The sequence below is a fragment of the Phyllobacterium sp. 22552 genome, from assembly GCF_052044585.1.
Lineage (GTDB): Bacteria > Pseudomonadota > Alphaproteobacteria > Rhizobiales > Rhizobiaceae > Phyllobacterium > Phyllobacterium ifriqiyense.
Window position 1 is genome coordinate 17066 of record NZ_JBQENG010000012.1, and the last position, 15715, is coordinate 32780.

The 15715-nt window shown below is 54.6% G+C and carries 18 protein-coding genes; 11 read left to right on the plus strand and 7 right to left on the minus strand.

Going from position 1 to position 15715, the window contains the following annotated elements:
• Positions 1–72 precede the first annotated feature (72 nt).
• The 4 genes from ACTJI9_RS21590 to ACTJI9_RS21605 are packed head-to-tail and all read left to right on the plus strand — an operon-like array spanning position 73 to position 3674.
• Complete coding sequence (locus ACTJI9_RS21590; protein ID WP_440810948.1) at positions 73–711, plus strand: shikimate kinase; 639 nt, start codon at positions 73–75, stop codon at positions 709–711.
• Entirely contained in the window at positions 708–1835 is a 1128-nt protein-coding gene (gene aroB, locus ACTJI9_RS21595) for a 3-dehydroquinate synthase (protein WP_354347297.1), read from the plus strand. Before ACTJI9_RS21590 ends, aroB begins: the two co-directional genes overlap by 4 nt.
• Complete coding sequence (locus ACTJI9_RS21600) at positions 1832–3121, plus strand: HlyC/CorC family transporter (protein WP_307280415.1); 1290 nt, start codon at positions 1832–1834, stop codon at positions 3119–3121. The genes aroB and ACTJI9_RS21600 overlap by 4 nt, the downstream gene beginning before the upstream one ends.
• Positions 3122–3158: 37 nt before the next feature.
• Entirely contained in the window at positions 3159–3674 is a 516-nt protein-coding gene (locus ACTJI9_RS21605; protein WP_440810869.1) for a TerB family tellurite resistance protein, read from the plus strand.
• 104 nt (positions 3675–3778) lie between these two features.
• Here ACTJI9_RS21605 and ACTJI9_RS21610 read toward each other — a convergent pair whose 3' ends face one another.
• Positions 3779–4081 (minus strand): BolA family protein, encoded by a 303-nt coding sequence (locus ACTJI9_RS21610; RefSeq protein WP_115055533.1) that lies wholly within the window; start codon positions 4079–4081, stop codon positions 3779–3781.
• Between the two features lie 135 nt (positions 4082–4216).
• Between ACTJI9_RS21610 and ACTJI9_RS21615 the strand changes: the two genes are divergently transcribed.
• The 4 genes from ACTJI9_RS21615 to ACTJI9_RS21630 all read left to right on the plus strand — a co-directional run bounded on the left by ACTJI9_RS21615 (position 4217) and on the right by ACTJI9_RS21630 (position 8858).
• The gene (locus ACTJI9_RS21615; protein WP_115055531.1) at positions 4217–4870 is read left to right on the plus strand and encodes a J domain-containing protein; all 654 of its coding nucleotides are present in this window, start codon (positions 4217–4219) and stop codon (positions 4868–4870) included.
• Positions 4871–4952: 82 nt separating this feature from the next.
• Complete coding sequence (gene cobS / locus ACTJI9_RS21620) at positions 4953–5939, plus strand: cobaltochelatase subunit CobS (protein ID WP_115055529.1); 987 nt, start codon at positions 4953–4955, stop codon at positions 5937–5939.
• Positions 5940–5953: 14 nt separating this feature from the next.
• Positions 5954–7843: a cobaltochelatase subunit CobT gene (gene cobT / locus ACTJI9_RS21625; RefSeq protein ID WP_440810872.1), complete on the plus strand. Its 1890-nt coding sequence runs from the start codon at positions 5954–5956 to the stop codon at positions 7841–7843.
• A gap of 1 nt (position 7844) precedes the next feature.
• Positions 7845–8858 carry an esterase-like activity of phytase family protein gene (locus ACTJI9_RS21630; protein WP_440810874.1) on the plus strand — a complete coding sequence of 338 codons (1014 nt, stop codon included), beginning with the start codon at positions 7845–7847 and terminating at the stop codon, positions 8856–8858.
• Here the strand turns inward: ACTJI9_RS21630 and ACTJI9_RS21635 are convergent.
• Both ACTJI9_RS21635 and rpmB read right to left on the minus strand, forming a co-directional pair.
• Positions 8831–9481, minus strand: a complete 651-nt coding sequence (locus tag ACTJI9_RS21635; RefSeq protein WP_336442335.1) for a queuosine precursor transporter — start codon at positions 9479–9481, stop codon at positions 8831–8833. The two genes, ACTJI9_RS21630 and ACTJI9_RS21635, sit on opposite strands and share 28 nt — an antisense overlap.
• Before the next feature lie 82 nt (positions 9482–9563).
• Positions 9564–9866: a 50S ribosomal protein L28 gene (gene rpmB, locus ACTJI9_RS21640; RefSeq protein ID WP_008127961.1), complete on the minus strand. Its 303-nt coding sequence runs from the start codon at positions 9864–9866 to the stop codon at positions 9564–9566.
• Between the two features lie 257 nt (positions 9867–10123).
• Between rpmB and ACTJI9_RS21645 the strand changes: the two genes are divergently transcribed.
• Positions 10124–10945 carry a DUF3108 domain-containing protein gene (locus ACTJI9_RS21645; RefSeq protein WP_336442336.1) on the plus strand — a complete coding sequence of 274 codons (822 nt, stop codon included), beginning with the start codon at positions 10124–10126 and terminating at the stop codon, positions 10943–10945.
• Positions 10946–10979: 34 nt separating this feature from the next.
• The gene (gene yddG / locus ACTJI9_RS21650; RefSeq protein WP_440810878.1) at positions 10980–11873 is read left to right on the plus strand and encodes an aromatic amino acid exporter YddG; all 894 of its coding nucleotides are present in this window, start codon (positions 10980–10982) and stop codon (positions 11871–11873) included.
• Here yddG and ACTJI9_RS21655 read toward each other — a convergent pair.
• Together ACTJI9_RS21655 and gloB are read right to left on the minus strand one after the other, a co-directional pair.
• Positions 11837–12271, minus strand: coding sequence for a cupin domain-containing protein (locus ACTJI9_RS21655; RefSeq protein ID WP_115055517.1), 435 nt, complete (start codon positions 12269–12271; stop codon positions 11837–11839). The two genes, yddG and ACTJI9_RS21655, sit on opposite strands and share 37 nt — an antisense overlap.
• Entirely contained in the window at positions 12271–13041 is a 771-nt protein-coding gene (gene gloB / locus ACTJI9_RS21660; protein ID WP_307280382.1) for a hydroxyacylglutathione hydrolase, read from the minus strand. The genes ACTJI9_RS21655 and gloB overlap by 1 nt, the downstream gene beginning before the upstream one ends.
• 111 nt (positions 13042–13152) lie before the next feature.
• Here gloB and ACTJI9_RS21665 point away from each other — a divergent pair, with 111 nt between their 5' ends.
• Positions 13153–13905 (plus strand): class I SAM-dependent methyltransferase, encoded by a 753-nt coding sequence (locus ACTJI9_RS21665; RefSeq protein WP_115055515.1) that lies wholly within the window; start codon positions 13153–13155, stop codon positions 13903–13905.
• On the opposite strand, the gene metW is transcribed toward ACTJI9_RS21665, so the two are convergent.
• On the minus strand, positions 13902–14516 hold the full coding sequence (gene metW / locus ACTJI9_RS21670; protein ID WP_115055513.1) for a methionine biosynthesis protein MetW: 615 nt from the start codon (positions 14514–14516) through the stop codon (positions 13902–13904). The genes ACTJI9_RS21665 and metW overlap by 4 nt on opposite strands.
• A complete protein-coding gene (gene metX / locus ACTJI9_RS21675; RefSeq protein ID WP_307280375.1) occupies positions 14513–15700 on the minus strand; it encodes a homoserine O-acetyltransferase MetX in 1188 nt (395 codons plus the stop codon). Before metX ends, metW begins: the two co-directional genes overlap by 4 nt.
• Positions 15701–15715 lie beyond the last annotated feature (15 nt).

Genomic DNA, 15715 nt, shown 5'->3' on the forward strand with positions numbered 1-15715 from the left:
TAAAATGGAACATCGATGGTCCTTAAAGCCATAGTCTGCTTGACTGGACCAAGGTTTTACTGTCGAAACGCAATCATGAATACGACGGAAGACACAACTCTGCCAGATGAAACATCTGAGCTGGCAAAATCCATCCGCGAGCGGCTTGGCGCGCGTTCAATCGTGCTTGTCGGCCTCATGGGTGCAGGTAAGTCGACAGTGGGAAAGAAACTGGCCTCGCTGGTGGAACTGCCCTTTTTCGACGCGGATCACGAGATTGAAAAGGTCTCGACAATGTCGATCCCCGAGCTTTTCGAAGCCTATGGCGAGGCCGAATTTCGCGATCTTGAACGGCGGGTCATTGCACGCATGCTGGAAGAGGGGCCGATTGTCCTGGCAACAGGAGGCGGTGCCTATATGAACGAGCAGACGCGAAGCGCCATAGCATCCACCGGTATCTCCGTATGGCTTAAAGCAGAGCTTGATGTCTTGATGTCGCGTGTCGTACGCAAGCAGAACCGTCCATTGCTGAAGAACAGTGATCCGCGCGGTGTGATGGAGCGGCTGATGGGCGAGCGCTATCCAATCTATGCATATGCCGATCTCACGATCAATTCGCGCGAAGAAAAGAAAGAAATCATCGCTTTCGAAGCGATGCAGGCCATTGCAGGGCATCTGGGCGGGCAAGCCCTCTCCAACGAGACAAAAACGGATGAGGAGGCCGGGTCATGACGGATCAAGCGACAAGCACAATCGTTCCCGTCAAGCTCGGCGATCGTTCCTATGACATATTGATTGGTGGCGGTTTGATTGAGCGTGCAGGACAAGAGATCGTCTCACGGGCAGGCAAGACAATGCGGGCGGCCATCATCAGCGACGAGACAGTTGCCGGGCTGCATCTGGAGCGGTTGCAAGCGGGGCTCACTGCCGCAGGAATAGAATCGACGCCGGTGGTGGTTGCCCCGGGCGAGCAATCAAAATGTTTCGCGACGCTGGAGACTGTTACCAACGCCATTCTAGCGGCGCGGCTAGAACGCGGCGATATTGTCATTGCTTTCGGTGGCGGTGTCATTGGTGACCTTGCCGGTTTTGCGGCTGGCATTGCGCGGCGCGGCATGGGCTTTGTGCAGATACCAACCTCATTGCTGGCGCAGGTGGATAGTTCCGTGGGCGGCAAGACCGGAATTAACACGGCGCATGGCAAGAACCTTGTCGGCGTGTTCTATCAGCCCCAGCTGGTTCTGGCCGACACGGATGTGCTCAACACGCTCTCTCTACGTGAATTTCGTGCAGGTTATGCGGAAGTTGCCAAATATGGTCTGATCGACCGTCCGGATTTTTTCGCTTGGCTGGAGGCCAACTGGCGCGGGATTTTCGATGGAGGGCCGGAACGGACCCAGGCGATTGCCATAGCGTGCCAGTCAAAAGCCGATGTCGTTGAACGCGACGAGTTCGAGATGGGAGACAGGGCGCTGCTCAATCTTGGCCACACATTCGGCCATGCGCTGGAGACAGCAACCAAATATGATTCCTCACGCCTTGTTCATGGTGAGGGCGTTTCCATCGGAATGGTTCTGGCGCATCAGTTTTCGGCCAAAATGAATCTGGCCAGCCCGGATGATGCTTTGCGGGTGGAAAAGCATCTGCGCGATGTCGGCCTGCCGGTATCTATCAACGAGATACAAGGCCAGCTTCCGCCAGCGGAAAAATTGATGGAATATATTGCGCAGGATAAAAAGGTGACGCGTGGTACGCTGACCTTTATTCTCACGCGCGGTATCGGTCAGTCATTCATCGCCAAAGATGTTCCACCATCGGCGGTCTTGAGCTTCCTGAAGGAGAAACATCCAGCATGACCTTGGAACTCTGGATTTTCTGCGGGGTTATTTTGGGTTTGATCCTGATGTCCGCTCTCTTTTCAGGGTCCGAAACGGCATTGACTGCGGTGTCGCGGGCACGCATGCATCGGCTGGCGAACCGCGGCGACGGGCGTGCAAGCATTGTCGAAAATCTCATCGAGAAACGCGACAGGCTGATCGGCGTCATGCTGATCGGCAATAATCTCATCAATATTCTCGCATCGTCGCTAATGACCAGCATGTTGCTTGATATTTTCGGGCAGGCTGGTGTGGCCTATGCGACAGCCATCATGACCGTTCTCCTTGTGATCTTTGCGGAGGTTTTGCCAAAATCCTGGGCTATATCGAGTCCCGAACGCAATTCGCTTTCGCTGGTGCGGTTTGCGCAGCTTGCAGTCTGGATATTCGGTCCTCTTTCCGATCTGGTGAACTGGATCGTACGCAATATACTTGCGATTTTCGGGATCAATCTTGCTGCGGGAATTTCAATGTTTTCGGCGCAGGAAGAGCTGCGCGGTGCGGTCGACCTGCTCCACAAGGAAGGTTCCGTGGTGAAGGGCGACAGGGACCAGATTGGTGGCTTGCTCGATCTGCGCGAGCTTGAAGTCTACGACGTCATGATCCACCGCACCGATATGGATTCGGTCAATGCCGATGATCCAATCGAGACGATCATCACCGAAATCCTTGCCAGCCATCATACGCGTATTCCTGTGTGGAGAGGCACGAACGATAATTTTGTCGGGGTTGTCCACGCGAAGGACCTTGTACGGGCGATCAGGGATGCCAATCGCGACTTCTCGAAGATCAATATTATGAAGGTTGCGACAAAGCCCTGGTTCGTGCCGGATACGACCACGCTCCAGGATCAGCTCAATGCGTTTTTGCGGCGCAAGGCACATATTGCCATTGTCGTCGATGAGTATGGCGACGTGCAGGGGCTGATCACGCTGGAAGATATTCTTGAGGAGATCGTTGGCGATATTGCCGACGAGCATGACATTGACGTGCAGGGTGTTCGCCCGCAGCCGGATGGCTCAATCCTTGTCGACGGGTCCGTGCCGATACGCGACCTTAACCGCGCGCTCGACTGGAATCTGCCCGATACGGAGGCGACAACCATTGCAGGGTTTGTGATCCATCAGACGCAGAGCATTCCAAAGGAAAAACAGGCTTATACGTTCCATGGCAAGCGGTTTACGATCATCAAGCGGGAAAAAAACAGAATAACGCGACTGCGCATCCGGCCGATTGAAGGTGAGGACAAACCAAAGGCGCGGTAGTTCACGAGGCATTCAGGTTCATATAACTGGGATTAAAATGCATATTCTCATTGCGATTATCGGTTTGGCGGCTGTTGTTTTATTCTGGACCCTGCGAGCCCATTCGACTGTCAGGGCAGTACGCGATCTTGATCGCGACACGAAAGGCCTGCAACGGAAGGCAAAGTTCAGTTTTCAGAATCTGATCGGTTCGCCCTATAGCCGTATAAAAGACCCGCGTCTGGCCGCTGCGGTCTTGATGATTCAGCTTGTGCGGACGGGCGCCCCGGTGACCGCAGACGAAAAGATGAAGATTCTGGAACTGATTAGCGAAACGCTTCAGATCGAAGATCCAGACGCATTGTTTCGAAAGGCCTGGACTTATACCAAGCAGCGGGGATTTTTTTCGCCCATGGCTGATGAAATGGCACCCATGCTGCGCGAACGCCTGACGAGAAGAGAACGGCTGCAATTGATCGACATGCTGCAACAGACCGCATCAGCCTACGGTGAGCCGAGTGAATTGCAAGTTGGAATGATTGCGCGATTGAAGCGGCAACTGGTGCAGGACTGAATATTAGTTGCATACATCCAGTGCGTGGTTCGACGCACTGGATGTATGCAGTTTCCTGTCGCAATGCTTTTCAGGAATTGCAAGTCACACTTTAGTTGAGCTTTTTACCGCCGTGTTGCTTCGCCGGGCGCTGCTGGTTCAAGCGCCAAGGCATGGACGCTTCCCTTCAATTCTGCTTCGAGAACTTCATTGATTGCGCGGTGGCGTTCGACACGCGACATGCCGGAAAAAGCCTCCGCGACAATCCGCACGCGAAAATGCGTTTCGCCTGAACCGTCAAATGTGCCATGATGCTCGCTGTCAGAATGATGGTGGCCTGCGTGAAGGTGGCTTTCATTGATGACAGCCAATGAAACGGGATGGAAAGCCTGTGTCAGTTTGTTTTCGATCGCGGACTGAGTGGACATTTCATTCTCCTGCGCCCATATGGTAGTTTCATTTGGCAAATCCGAACATGTTCATAAATTTACCGCCATTTCAGGCGTTAGGTCATAAATCATGTCCGAATGTCAATTCACGCCAAGCCAAGATAAACGTATTCGATGACGACAAGCTCTAAATATTTCGACAGCATCCGTATCCGCCCGAAAAAGGCGGAAGAGGAGAAATCGCGCACGCCCATATGCCAGTGGGACGGCTGTGAGAAACCTGGTCCGCACCGCGCTCCCGTGGGCCGCGAAAAGGAAGGCGAGTTCTTCCATTTCTGCATCGACCATGTGCGCGAGTATAATAAAGGCTATAATTATTTCTCCGGCCTGTCTGATGCAGAGGTTGCGCGCTACCAGAAGGAAGCGCTGACGGGCGATCGCCCGACATGGACTGTTGCAGGATTGCCGGGCAGCGGGGCAGGGCCAAGCGCCAGCACCCGCGCGCAGGCCAGTGCAAGCGCCAAGACATCGCCGGATTTTTCCAAATTGCGATCGGGGCGTGCTGCCTACCAAAACAGGTTCCGGGATCCCAATAGTGTTTTCAATAATGCACGTGTCCATGTGCGCAAATTGAAGCCGCTGGAGTCAAAAGCGCTGGATACGCTTGGACTAGGTGCAAAAGCCACTGGCGAAGATATAAAGTCGCGCTATAAAGAACTGGTGAAGCGCCACCACCCCGATGCAAACGGCGGTGATCGGGCTTCCGAGGATCGTTTCCGTGACGTAATCCAGGCCTATCAATTGCTCAAGACGGCTGGTTTCTGCTAACCACTCATGGGCTGAATTCAGAATCTCGTTGCGGGGTTCGCTATTTTTATGCGTCTGCGCATGCAGTCGCGCTGGAGGCATGATGAATAAGGTTGATCGCGATATTGCGAATTTGCCGGATACAACGGTTTCTGTAGAAAAGCTTTTCGGATTCCAATCCGACATGATGGTCCCGGCCTATAAGGCCGGCGATGCCTATGTCCCGGAAATCGACACGGACTATTTGTTCGACAAGGCAACGACGCTGGCCATTCTGGCAGGTTTTGCCTTCAACCGGCGCGTTATGGTTTCCGGCTATCATGGCACGGGTAAATCCACGCATATTGAACAGGTCGCTGCGCGCCTCAACTGGCCCTGCGTTCGCGTCAATCTCGACAGTCACGTCAGCCGTATCGATCTGGTCGGCAAGGATGCAATTGTGGTGAAAGAGGGCATGCAGGTTACAGAATTCCGCGACGGCATTCTGCCTTGGGCCTACCAGCATAATGTTGCTCTGGTTTTTGACGAATATGATGCCGGTCGTCCGGATGTTATGTTCGTTATCCAGCGCGTGCTGGAATCATCCGGCCGCTTGACGCTTCTGGATCAAAGCCGCGTTATCCGTCCGCACCCTGCCTTCCGCCTGTTCGCTACGGCCAATACGGTCGGTCTCGGCGATACGACCGGTCTTTACCACGGCACGCAGCAGATCAATCAGGCGCAGATGGATCGCTGGTCGATCGTGACGACGCTCAACTATCTGCCGCATGACAATGAGGTGGCAATCGTTGCTGCCAAGGCCAAGCATTATCAGAACAAGGAAGGCATGGAGATCGTCTCCAAGATGGTCCGCGTTGCCGATATGACCCGTGCAGCATTCATCAATGGCGATCTTTCGACAGTGATGAGCCCGCGTACGGTGATCACCTGGGCTGAAAATGCCGATATCTTCAAGGATGTCGGTTTTGCATTCCGCCTGACCTTCCTGAACAAGTGCGATGAATTGGAGCGTCCAATCGTTGCCGAGTTCTATCAGCGTGCCTTTGGCAAGGAACTGCCTGAATCCACAGCCAATGTGGTTATGAGCTAAGAGCACAGCAGAAGATGGCAGGTCCGGGAGACAATTTACGTGCGGTACCGAAAGGTCCGGTTGATAGCGAGCCCTTCAAGCGCGCTGTCACGGCCTGTATGCGTGCAATTGCCGGCGATCATGAGCTGGAAGTCGGCTTCGGCAATGACAAGCCTGCGCTGACCGGCCACCGGGCACGGCTTCCTGATCTGCCCAAACGTCCGAGTGCCAATGACATAGCGGTCACGCGCGGCATTGGCGATTCGATGGCATTGCGTCAGGCATGCCATAATGATCGCATTCACGCGACACTTGCGCCGGAAGGCAAGCAGGCGAGGGCAATCTTCGACGCGGTCGAACAGGCTCGCGTCGAAGCTATCGGCTCTTTGCGCATGGAAGGCGTGGCGGAAAATCTGAACTCCATGCTGGCGGACAAATATGCCCGCGCCAATTTTCCTGCGATCACGGACAAGGCAGAAGCTCCGCTTGAAGAAGCTGTCGCCTTGCTGGTGCGTGAAAAGCTGACGGGGCGCAAGGCACCGGAATCAGCGGGCAATGTGCTCGACCTGTGGCGCGACTGGATCGAAGAGAAAGCCGCCACCGATCTTGATCATCTGTCCGACAAGATCAATGATCAGAATGCATTTGCGCGCGTTGTGCGCGAAATGCTGGCCTCAATGGAAATGGCGGAAGAACTGGCGCAGGAAAGCCAAGACGACGACAGCCAGAGCAACGAAGAAGACCAGCCCGAGCCTGAAGAAAACAATGAGGGCGGCTCCGACGAGGACGAAGGCAGCGATTCATCCGAAAATGATGATTCCGAGACATCCAGCGACGATAGTCAGGCGGGCGAGACCGAGGCTGCCGATGCTTCATCTGATGATATGGATGAAGATTCGGACGCTGATGCGGAGATTCCGGGCGAAGCAAGGCGCCCTAACCAGCCTTTCTCCAATCTTGGGGCTGAAAGCGGGTATAAGGTCTATACGCAGGAATTTGACGAGACGACCGACGCGGAAGAGCTTTGTGACGAAGCTGAACTGGAGCGTCTGCGTGCATTCCTCGACAAGCAGCTTGCCAACCTATCCGGCGTTGTCGGGCGTCTGGCCAATAGGCTTCAGCGCCGCCTGATGGCGCAGCAGAACCGTTCCTGGGACTTCGATCTGGAAGAGGGATATCTCGACAGCGCCCGCCTTGTGCGCGTCGTTATCGATCCCACTCAGCCCCTCTCCTACAAGATGGAGCGCGACACGGATTTCCGCGACACCGTGGTTACGCTGCTGATCGATAATTCCGGCTCCATGCGTGGTCGCCCGATTACCGTTGCTGCGACCTGTGCCGATATTTTGGCACGTACGCTGGAGCGTTGCGGCGTGAAGGTTGAAATCCTCGGCTTCACCACAAAGGCGTGGAAAGGCGGACAGGCCCGTGAAGCTTGGCTGGAGCGGGGCAAACAGGCCAATCCAGGCCGGCTGAATGATCTGCGCCATATCGTCTACAAGCGCGCTGACGCCCCATGGCGGCGCTCACGGCGCAATCTCGGCCTGATGATGCGCGAGGGGCTGCTGAAGGAAAATATCGATGGTGAGGCGCTGATCTGGGCGCATCAACGTCTGCTGGCGCGTCCTGAACAGCGCCGTATTCTGATGATGATTTCCGATGGTGCTCCCGTTGATGACAGCACCTTATCGGTCAATCCGGGCAATTATCTTGAGCGGCATTTGCGTGCGGTGATTGAAGAGATTGAAACCAAATCGCCAGTCGAGCTTATTGCCATCGGTATTGGTCATGATGTGACGCGCTATTACCGCCGTGCAGTGACGATTGTCGATGCAGAAGAGCTGGCCGGTGCGATGACCGAACAACTCGCTTCCCTGTTTGAAGAGCAAGGACGCGCGGCAGCCAAAAAAGCTGGACGCCGATAAGATGAAATCAGTTGCGCTACGTTGCTGGCGCGTCTGGTTGATCATGATCTTTGCTGCGGCGGCTACCAACACGGCCTTGGCGCAAGAGGGCGTTTCGCCTCTACAAATCAAATCCCGTATCATCTCCAATTTCCAACTGGGTTCGGCTGAAACCCGCTTCGGACCGCTCGAATTTATCGGTGGTTTGGATATGTCATCGACAAATGCCCGCTTTGGCAGCATGTCCGCATTTCATTTCCTTGATGCCGGACATCGCTTTCTTGGTATTACCGATACCGGCTCCTGGTATGCGGGCAAGATTTTGCGCGATGCCGAGGGCAGGCCGACAATGATCGACGATTATGTGCTGGCGCCAATCTTGGATGAAAACGGTTTGCCTCTCGACGGCAAACGGGATTCCGATGCAGAAGGCATGAATATCTCCGGCCAGAAGGCCACGGTTTCTTTTGAACGCAATCATCGGATCGCCGAATATGAACTTGATCTGGAGAAATTCGCCTCGCGGCCGAAGATTCTGCCGCTGCCCATTCCAAAAGAAGAGCTAAGAACCAATCGCGGCATTGAGACCATTGCCTATTCGCCTCCTGATGGTCCTCTACGTGGTGCACGCGTGGCCGTGACTGAGATGAGCCTGAACAAGGCGGGCAATGCCTTTGCTGCTGTGCTTGAAGGGCCGCGAAAAGGAATATTCTATGTCCAGCGCAGGGATGGCTTTGATATAAGCGATGGCGACTTTCTGCCGGGTGGCGACCTTTTGCTGCTTGAGCGCAAATACAGCTTCATAACCGGCATAAGCGTACGCCTTCGGCTAATTCCGGGCGATATGATCAAGCCGGATGCGACCGTTGATGGACGGATAATCTTCAATGCCGATCTAAGCTACCAGATCGACAATATGGAGGGGCTGGATGTCTGGCAGGCCGCTGATGGCTCTACCCGCGTCTCGATGATATCGGACGATAATTTCTCAGTTGTGCAAAGAAATCTTTATCTGGAATTTCGGCTAGCCGAGTAGATGGCAGGGGCGAAAATGGCGAGGATCGCGCCGTAGGGCACCAGCATAACCACGGCCATGACGATCTTGACCAAGAGGTCACCGAAGCCCAGCGATGCCCATAGGGGAATTTCCATACCGAAGAACGGCACTGGCATTGCCAGTGACGAATCGGGCTGGCCCGTTATGGCATCAATCCAGGCAAAGCGTGCGGCAAAAGCGATAGAAAAGAACAGCAAGGTGTCGAGCAATGATCCGAAGATTGCGGAAGCGAAGGGGGCTTTCCACCATGTCAGCTGACGCAGCTTGTTGAAGACAGTTATATCGAGAAGCTGGGCCGTGAGGAACGCCGTGCCGGATGCGATGGCGATACGGGGTGTCGCAAGCCAGATCGACAAAACAACGGCAATGGCAAAACCTGCATAGACAACGCGCCGGGCAAAGACAGGACCAAACCTGCGATTCGAAAGATCATTGACCAGAAAAGCTATCGGATAGGTGAACGCGCCATAGGTGAGAATTTCGCCCAAACCAAAATGATGGAATGGATATTGCACCAGAATATTGGACGCAGCCACGACTGCGCACATGGCCAGAACGGGCAAAACAAAATCAGACAGGGAATAAGCGCGGCTGAGCGGCATTTTTTTATCCTGGGTAATGGAACCAGCAACAATAAGGCCAGCATATGCTGGCCCCGATGATCAAGCAATGAAGAAGCGCTGATTAAGCAGCAGCAACCGGAGCTTCAAGAAGCTTCTTGGCAATCTGGCGCTTGAGAAGACGAGCGCGCTGTGACAGCTCCTTCTCGTCAGCCTTGACCAAGAACGCATCCAGACCACCGCGATGCTCAACGCTGCGAAGCGCATGGGCTGTAACGCGCAGACGATAGCTCTGACCCAAAGCTTCGGAGATCAGCGTTACCTGGCAAAGATTTGGCAAAAAGCGGCGGCGCGTACGATTGTTCGCGTGGCTCACATTGTTGCCGTACTGGACCGACTTTGCGGTCAATTCACATGTGCGGGACATTGGGTCTCACCTTTAAATTTCATTCCCGCCGATCCAAATTCTGTCTGGTGCCATCGCATGTTGCCACGCAGCGGCTCAGCTTTCGGAAAGGCGGCCTATTGGGAAGTTGCGTTTCTATAGTGATATGAGCCCTACGCGTCAAGTGTATATCTACGCTGTTTGCTCCATGCACTGTGCATTTCGTCAGGATCATGGGGTGTTTAACACAACTTTGCCTGCTTTATAAACGAGCAGTTACCATCAAGGACGGGTGTTAGATGGGAATACGACAAATGAAAGCCGGAGGGCGTTCCTCCAAGCGAGCACTGGTGGCGGTCAGTCTAGCCGCATGCGCGATCATGATGGCCGGTGCCGCCAATGCTGCGCAGGCCTATAAGTCCGAATACAGGGTTTCGCTCTATGGGCTAACCATTGCGAAAGCCAATTTTTCAACGAATGTCTCCGACAGTCATGCCTATGAGGTCAGCGGCGAATTGATGAGTTCCGGACTGGGCAGCCTCTTTGACGATACGAGCGGTACACTTGATGCCAAGGGGCAATATGGCAAGGCCGGGCCGGTTCCAAGCTCCTATGCGGTGAAATACAAGCACGGCAAGCGCAACAAGACGACATCAATTGCGTTCACAGACGGCAATGTGACGGAGACGGTCAATGTGCCCCCAATCAAGAAGAAAGAAAACTGGGTCGAATTGAAACCCGATGATCTGAAATCTGTTGCCGATCCCATTTCCGGCGTCATGGTCGCGGCAGACAATCTCGATCAGGTCTGTTCCAGGACATTGCAAATGTATGACGGTCAGACCCGCATTGATCTCAAGCTTTCGCCGGAGGGCGGATCCAGGCCTTTCGCAACCAACGGTTTCAAGGGTGATGCTATTACCTGTACTGCCAAGTTTATCCCGATTTCCGGCTATCAATCGGGCCGGAAAGCCATTGAATATCTGAAAAACTCCAGCAAGATCAGTATGACCTTTGCATCATTAGGCAAGTCCGGTATCTATTCGCCGGTGCAGGCGAAAATCGGCACGCAAATCGGCACGGTGACAGTTTACGCGACCCGTTTCGAAAAGACGCAGTAAGCGGCTGAGCGCCGCCTGTTGATTTGGGGGCGGCGTGGCTACATTCATCGGATTTCTTGCGGTCATTATGTGGGCGATGCTCGCACTGTTCACGGATGTGTCAGGCAAGGTGCCGCCATTCCAGCTGACCGCAATGACATTTGCCATCGGTGCTTGCCTTGGACTGGTCTCATGGTTGTGGCGTCCGGGCGCGGCCAGACATTTGCGCCAGCCATTGAAAGTCTGGATGCTCGGGGTTGTCGGGCTCTTTGGCTATCATTTTCTTTATTTTACCGCGCTGCGTAATGCACCGGCGATCGATGCAAGCCTCATCGCCTATCTGTGGCCTCTGTTCATCGTGGTTGGTTCGGCGCTGATGCCGGGGGAACGTCTGCGCTGGTTTCACATTGTTGGGACGCTGCTTGGCCTGTCCGGCACTGTCCTGATCATCACAAAAGGCGGCGGGCTCGGTTTCGATCCGCAATATAGTTTCGGCTATGCGATGGCGGGCCTTTGCGCGCTCACATGGGCGGCTTATTCGCTGCTCTCACGACGTTTTGCCGAGGTGCCGACCGATGCGGTAACGGGTTTTTGCATCGCAACGTCGATCCTCTCACTGATCTCTCATCTGCTTCTTGAGCAGACCATATGGCCGGAAGGGCTTGTTCAGTGGTTGGCAGTTTTGGGACTCGGGTTTTTTCCGGTCGGCGCTGCGTTCTACGTATGGGATTACGGTGTCAAGCGCGGCAATATTCAGGTGCTGGGGGCATCCAGCTATGCCGCGCCTCTGCTATCGACGCTTGTATTGATCATTGCTGGTGTGACCGAGCCAACGACACGGGTATTGCTTGCATGTGCCTTGATCACTTCAGGCGCGGTGCTTGCTGCCAAGGATATGCTGCTCAAGAAAAATCAAGGCTCCCAGCCGGGTTCAGCCAATTCGAATTGAGCAAAGTTGAAGCCCGGAGCGACTGTACAGCCAACCAGCGTCCAGTCGCCAAGGCTTTTCGCCATCTGCCAGTGCCCTGCGGGAACAACCGCCTGTGGGCGTTGCCCATTGGCAAGGTCCATTCCGAGTATTTGGGTGGTCACGGGTTCTTTGCCAGAGGTTATGGAAAGTTCCAGCGCCGCGCCGCCATAATAGTGCCAGACCTCCGATGCGTCCTTGACGCGGTGCCATCTGGATATTTCCCCCTTGGAAAGGAGGAAATAGATCGCGGTGGAATATCCGCGCTTACAGACCTGCGGTTCCGCCTTGTTATCGCGGAATGTTTCGATATAGGCGCCACCTTCCGGATGAGGTTCAAGCCCGAGAATGTCTTTGATCTGTTGTGCGGTAAGATCCATCAGAAATGATCCTTCCGTTTGCGTATTTCGGTAAAGACAGCCTCATCGCTGGCATTTTCCATTTTGAGGTTTTTGCGAATGACGGGATCATGCCAGCGCAGGAACGGATTGGTGGCCATTTCGCGCAATATGGTGGTTGGCAATGTAGGCTGACCTGCTGCGCGAAGCGCTGTAATTTCCCTGGCTCGCTCTTTTAACGCCGAATTATCAGGGTCGATTGACAAGGCAAAACGCGCATTGCTTTCGCTATATTCATGTCCGCAATAGACCTGCGTATCGCCGGGCAAAGCGACGAGCTTTTGCAACGATTCGAACATGGTCGCCGGCGTGCCTTCCAGCAGTCGCCCGCAACCAAGGGAAAATAATGTATCGCCAGCAAAGAGAACCTTCGCGGCAGGGATAAAGAACGAGATTTCCCCGTTTGTGTGACCGGGAGTGGAAATCACCTCAATCTCAAAACTGCCGAACTGAAAATGGTCACCGTGACTCAATGTGCGATCAATACCCGGAATTTGCGATTTCTCAGCTTCCGGACCGACGATCTCAACGCCAAAGCGCTTCTTCAAAGCGAGATTTGCTTCGATGTGATCATTGTGATGATGAGTGGTCAGAATATGCGTTAGTTTCCAGCCGCGGCGCTTGAGCGCATCGAGAATTGGTTGCTCTTCCGGCGCATCGATAGACGCAGTGAGATTTGTTTCCGGGTCATGGATGAGAACGCCGAAATTATCGCTTCGGGCGTTAAACTGTTCGATCTGCAAATTGGACATATAGCTTCTCTTTATTCCTGTCAGAACCAAGATAAGCCGCTGCCGTGGATGCGCAAGCCACGAGACCGGCATTTTCTTGATGTTATTGATTAGCGTGGTAGTTTGCCCACTATGCATCTCGATATCATCGATCTTCGCACTTTCTACGCATCAACCCTTGGTCATCTGGCGGAGCGTTCGATCACCATGGCGCTTGCTGCCATGTGGCCCAAGCTCCCGGGTGAGCGTCTCGTCGGGCTCGGCTATGCCGCGCCTTACCTTGATCGCTTCAGAAGCGATACGGAGCGCACCTTTGCCTTCATGCCAGCGGGGCAGGGTGCCGCAAGCTGGCCGCCACTTGAGCCTTCATCGACAGCACTGGTTTTCGAGGAAGAGCTTCCCCTGCCGGATTCCGCAGTTGACAGAATGTTGCTTATTCATGCTTTGGAACATGCGGAGGACCCACGCGAGACATTGAAGGAAATGTGGCGTGTGCTGGCTCCCAATGGCCGCCTGGTGATCGTCGTACCCAATCGGCGCGGATTATGGGCTCGCTTCGAGCATACGCCCTTCGGCAGTGGCAGGCCCTATAGCCGAGGCCAGCTAATCCGGCTTTTGCGAGAAACCAATTTTACCCCCGGTCCATGGGGCGAAGCCTTGTTCTTTCCGCCATCATCGCGCCGCGCGATGATGCGGCCCTCCGCATTGTTTGAGAGAATGGGCAGGCGGTTCTGGCCAATGTTTTCAGGCGTGCTGATCGTGGAAGCGCAAAAGCGTGTCTATCAGGGCCTGCCGGTGGCCAAGCGTTCGTCCCGGCGCGTCTTTGTGCCCGTGCTTTCACCGCAAGGCACTGCTATGCGGCGCGATGGTCCGAAAGAAGATTAACGGCGGAGCAGGAACACTGCCTGTTGGCCGAAAAGATTCCAGAAGCCCCAGGGCATATTGAAGCCGAGACGCTGACCCAGAGCATTCAGCGCAACGGCTGATTCAACGTGGGCGCCGACTTCTTTTGTCATGTCGACAAAATCATTGATGGTGCAGAAGTGGATGTTTGGTGTGTCATACCAGCTATAGGGCAGCTCTTTGGTAACCGGCATGCGCCCATTAATGGCCAGCGACGCGCGCATGCGCCAGTGGCCGAAATTGGGAAACGAGACAATTGCCTTTTCGCCGATGCGCAAAAGCTCGGTCAGAACATATTTAGGATTGCGGGTTGCCTGCAAAGTCTGGCTGAGGATCACATAATCAAACCCGCCATCCGGGTAATATTTCAGATCGCTGTCAGCGTCGCCCTGAATGACAGAAAGGCCCCGGGCAACAGATTCGTTGACGCCCTTTTGCGAAAGCTCGACGCCGCGCCCATCCACGCCCTTGGTGGTCTGCAACAGTTCCAGCAATTCACCATCGCCGCAGCCTACGTCCAGCACACGCGAACCAGGCTCGATCAGTGAAGCGATGACGGCAAAATCAACGCGGGGATGACTATTGATACTCATGATGGAAGAAGCCCCTTTGCGCGCGCTGCAGAGCGCAGGAAGCCGTTGACGGCCGAGAACATCTCCGGTTCGTCCAGCAAGAACGAATCATGGCCGCGATCCGATTCGATCTCAACGAATGAAACGGAAGCGCCCGCCGCATTCAACGCATGGGCAACTGTGCGGCTCTCGCTGGTTGGGAACAGCCAATCGCTTGTGAAGGAGACGATGCAGAAACGGGTCTTTGACCCGGCAAAGGCATCGGCAAGTCTGCCCTCATGCTCAGCGGCCAGATCGAAATAATCCATGGCACGCGTCATATAGAGGTATGAGTTGGCGTCGAAACGCTCGACAAATGTATTGCCCTGATGGCGCAGATAGCTCTCGATCTGAAAATCCGCATCAAATCCGAACGTCACATTCTGCCGGTCCTGCAGGTTACGCCCGAACTTGTTGTGCAGGGCGGTTTCCGACAGATAGGTGATGTGGGCCGCCATGCGGGCGACAGAAAGCCCCTTGCGGGGCACCGTGCCAGCTTCGAGATAACGGCCTTCTTTCCATTCTGGATCGGCCATGACGGCCTGACGCCCGACTTCGTGGAAGGCTATGTTCTGCGAAGAATGGCGCGCGCCGGTGGCCAGCGCTACGGCTGCGAAAACCTTGTCGGAATGGCTGGACGCCCATTCCAGAACCTGCATGCCGCCCATGGAACCGCCGACAACGGCAAAAAGCTGCTCAATACCGAAATGCTCGACCAGCATTGCCTGTGCACGCACCATGTCGGCAATTGTAATGATGGGAAGATCAAGCGCATAGGGCTTGCCGGTGGCCGGATTGATCGAAGCGGGACCGGTTGAGCCGAGACAACCGCCAAGAACATTTGAACAAAGAACGAAATAACGATCCGTATCGATTGGTTTGCCGGGGCCAACGAGCAATTCCCACCAGCCCGATTTGCCGGTGACCGGATGGACATTCGCCACATGCTGATCGCCGGTAAGAGCATGGCAAATCAGGATCGCGTTGGATTTATCCTCATTGAGCGTGCCATAAGACTGGTAGGCAATGCGAAAAGGCGAAAGCGATACACCGCTGTCGAGATTCAAAGGCTTATCCGCGCCAAATTCAACCACTGGACTGTGGGGATTCGTCGCTTCCTGACTTTTCGGTGCTTTATAAGCGGTAGGTCGGGTGGCTTTGGTCATATTGGTGCTGATTGG

Excerpts from the sequence above, each read along its gene's own strand:
- aroB (WP_354347297.1), top strand. The coding sequence starts at position 708 with ATGACGGATCAAGCGACAAGCACAATCGTTCCCGTCAAGCTCGGCGAT.
- ACTJI9_RS21600 (WP_307280415.1), top strand. The coding sequence starts at position 1,832 with ATGACCTTGGAACTCTGGATTTTCTGCGGGGTTATTTTGGGTTTGATC.
- ACTJI9_RS21605 (WP_440810869.1), top strand. The coding sequence starts at position 3,159 with ATGCATATTCTCATTGCGATTATCGGTTTGGCGGCTGTTGTTTTATTC.
- ACTJI9_RS21610 (WP_115055533.1), bottom strand. The coding sequence starts at position 4,081 with ATGTCCACTCAGTCCGCGATCGAAAACAAACTGACACAGGCTTTCCAT.
- ACTJI9_RS21615 (WP_115055531.1), top strand. The coding sequence starts at position 4,217 with ATGACGACAAGCTCTAAATATTTCGACAGCATCCGTATCCGCCCGAAA.
- cobS (WP_115055529.1), top strand. The coding sequence starts at position 4,953 with ATGAATAAGGTTGATCGCGATATTGCGAATTTGCCGGATACAACGGTT.
- cobT (WP_440810872.1), top strand. The coding sequence starts at position 5,954 with ATGGCAGGTCCGGGAGACAATTTACGTGCGGTACCGAAAGGTCCGGTT.
- ACTJI9_RS21630 (WP_440810874.1), top strand. The coding sequence starts at position 7,845 with ATGAAATCAGTTGCGCTACGTTGCTGGCGCGTCTGGTTGATCATGATC.
- ACTJI9_RS21635 (WP_336442335.1), bottom strand. The coding sequence starts at position 9,481 with ATGCCGCTCAGCCGCGCTTATTCCCTGTCTGATTTTGTTTTGCCCGTT.
- rpmB (WP_008127961.1), bottom strand. The coding sequence starts at position 9,866 with ATGTCCCGCACATGTGAATTGACCGCAAAGTCGGTCCAGTACGGCAAC.
- ACTJI9_RS21645 (WP_336442336.1), top strand. The coding sequence starts at position 10,124 with ATGGGAATACGACAAATGAAAGCCGGAGGGCGTTCCTCCAAGCGAGCA.
- ACTJI9_RS21655 (WP_115055517.1), bottom strand. The coding sequence starts at position 12,271 with ATGGATCTTACCGCACAACAGATCAAAGACATTCTCGGGCTTGAACCT.
- gloB (WP_307280382.1), bottom strand. The coding sequence starts at position 13,041 with ATGTCCAATTTGCAGATCGAACAGTTTAACGCCCGAAGCGATAATTTC.
- ACTJI9_RS21665 (WP_115055515.1), top strand. The coding sequence starts at position 13,153 with ATGCATCTCGATATCATCGATCTTCGCACTTTCTACGCATCAACCCTT.
- metW (WP_115055513.1), bottom strand. The coding sequence starts at position 14,516 with ATGAGTATCAATAGTCATCCCCGCGTTGATTTTGCCGTCATCGCTTCA.
- metX (WP_307280375.1), bottom strand. The coding sequence starts at position 15,700 with ATGACCAAAGCCACCCGACCTACCGCTTATAAAGCACCGAAAAGTCAG.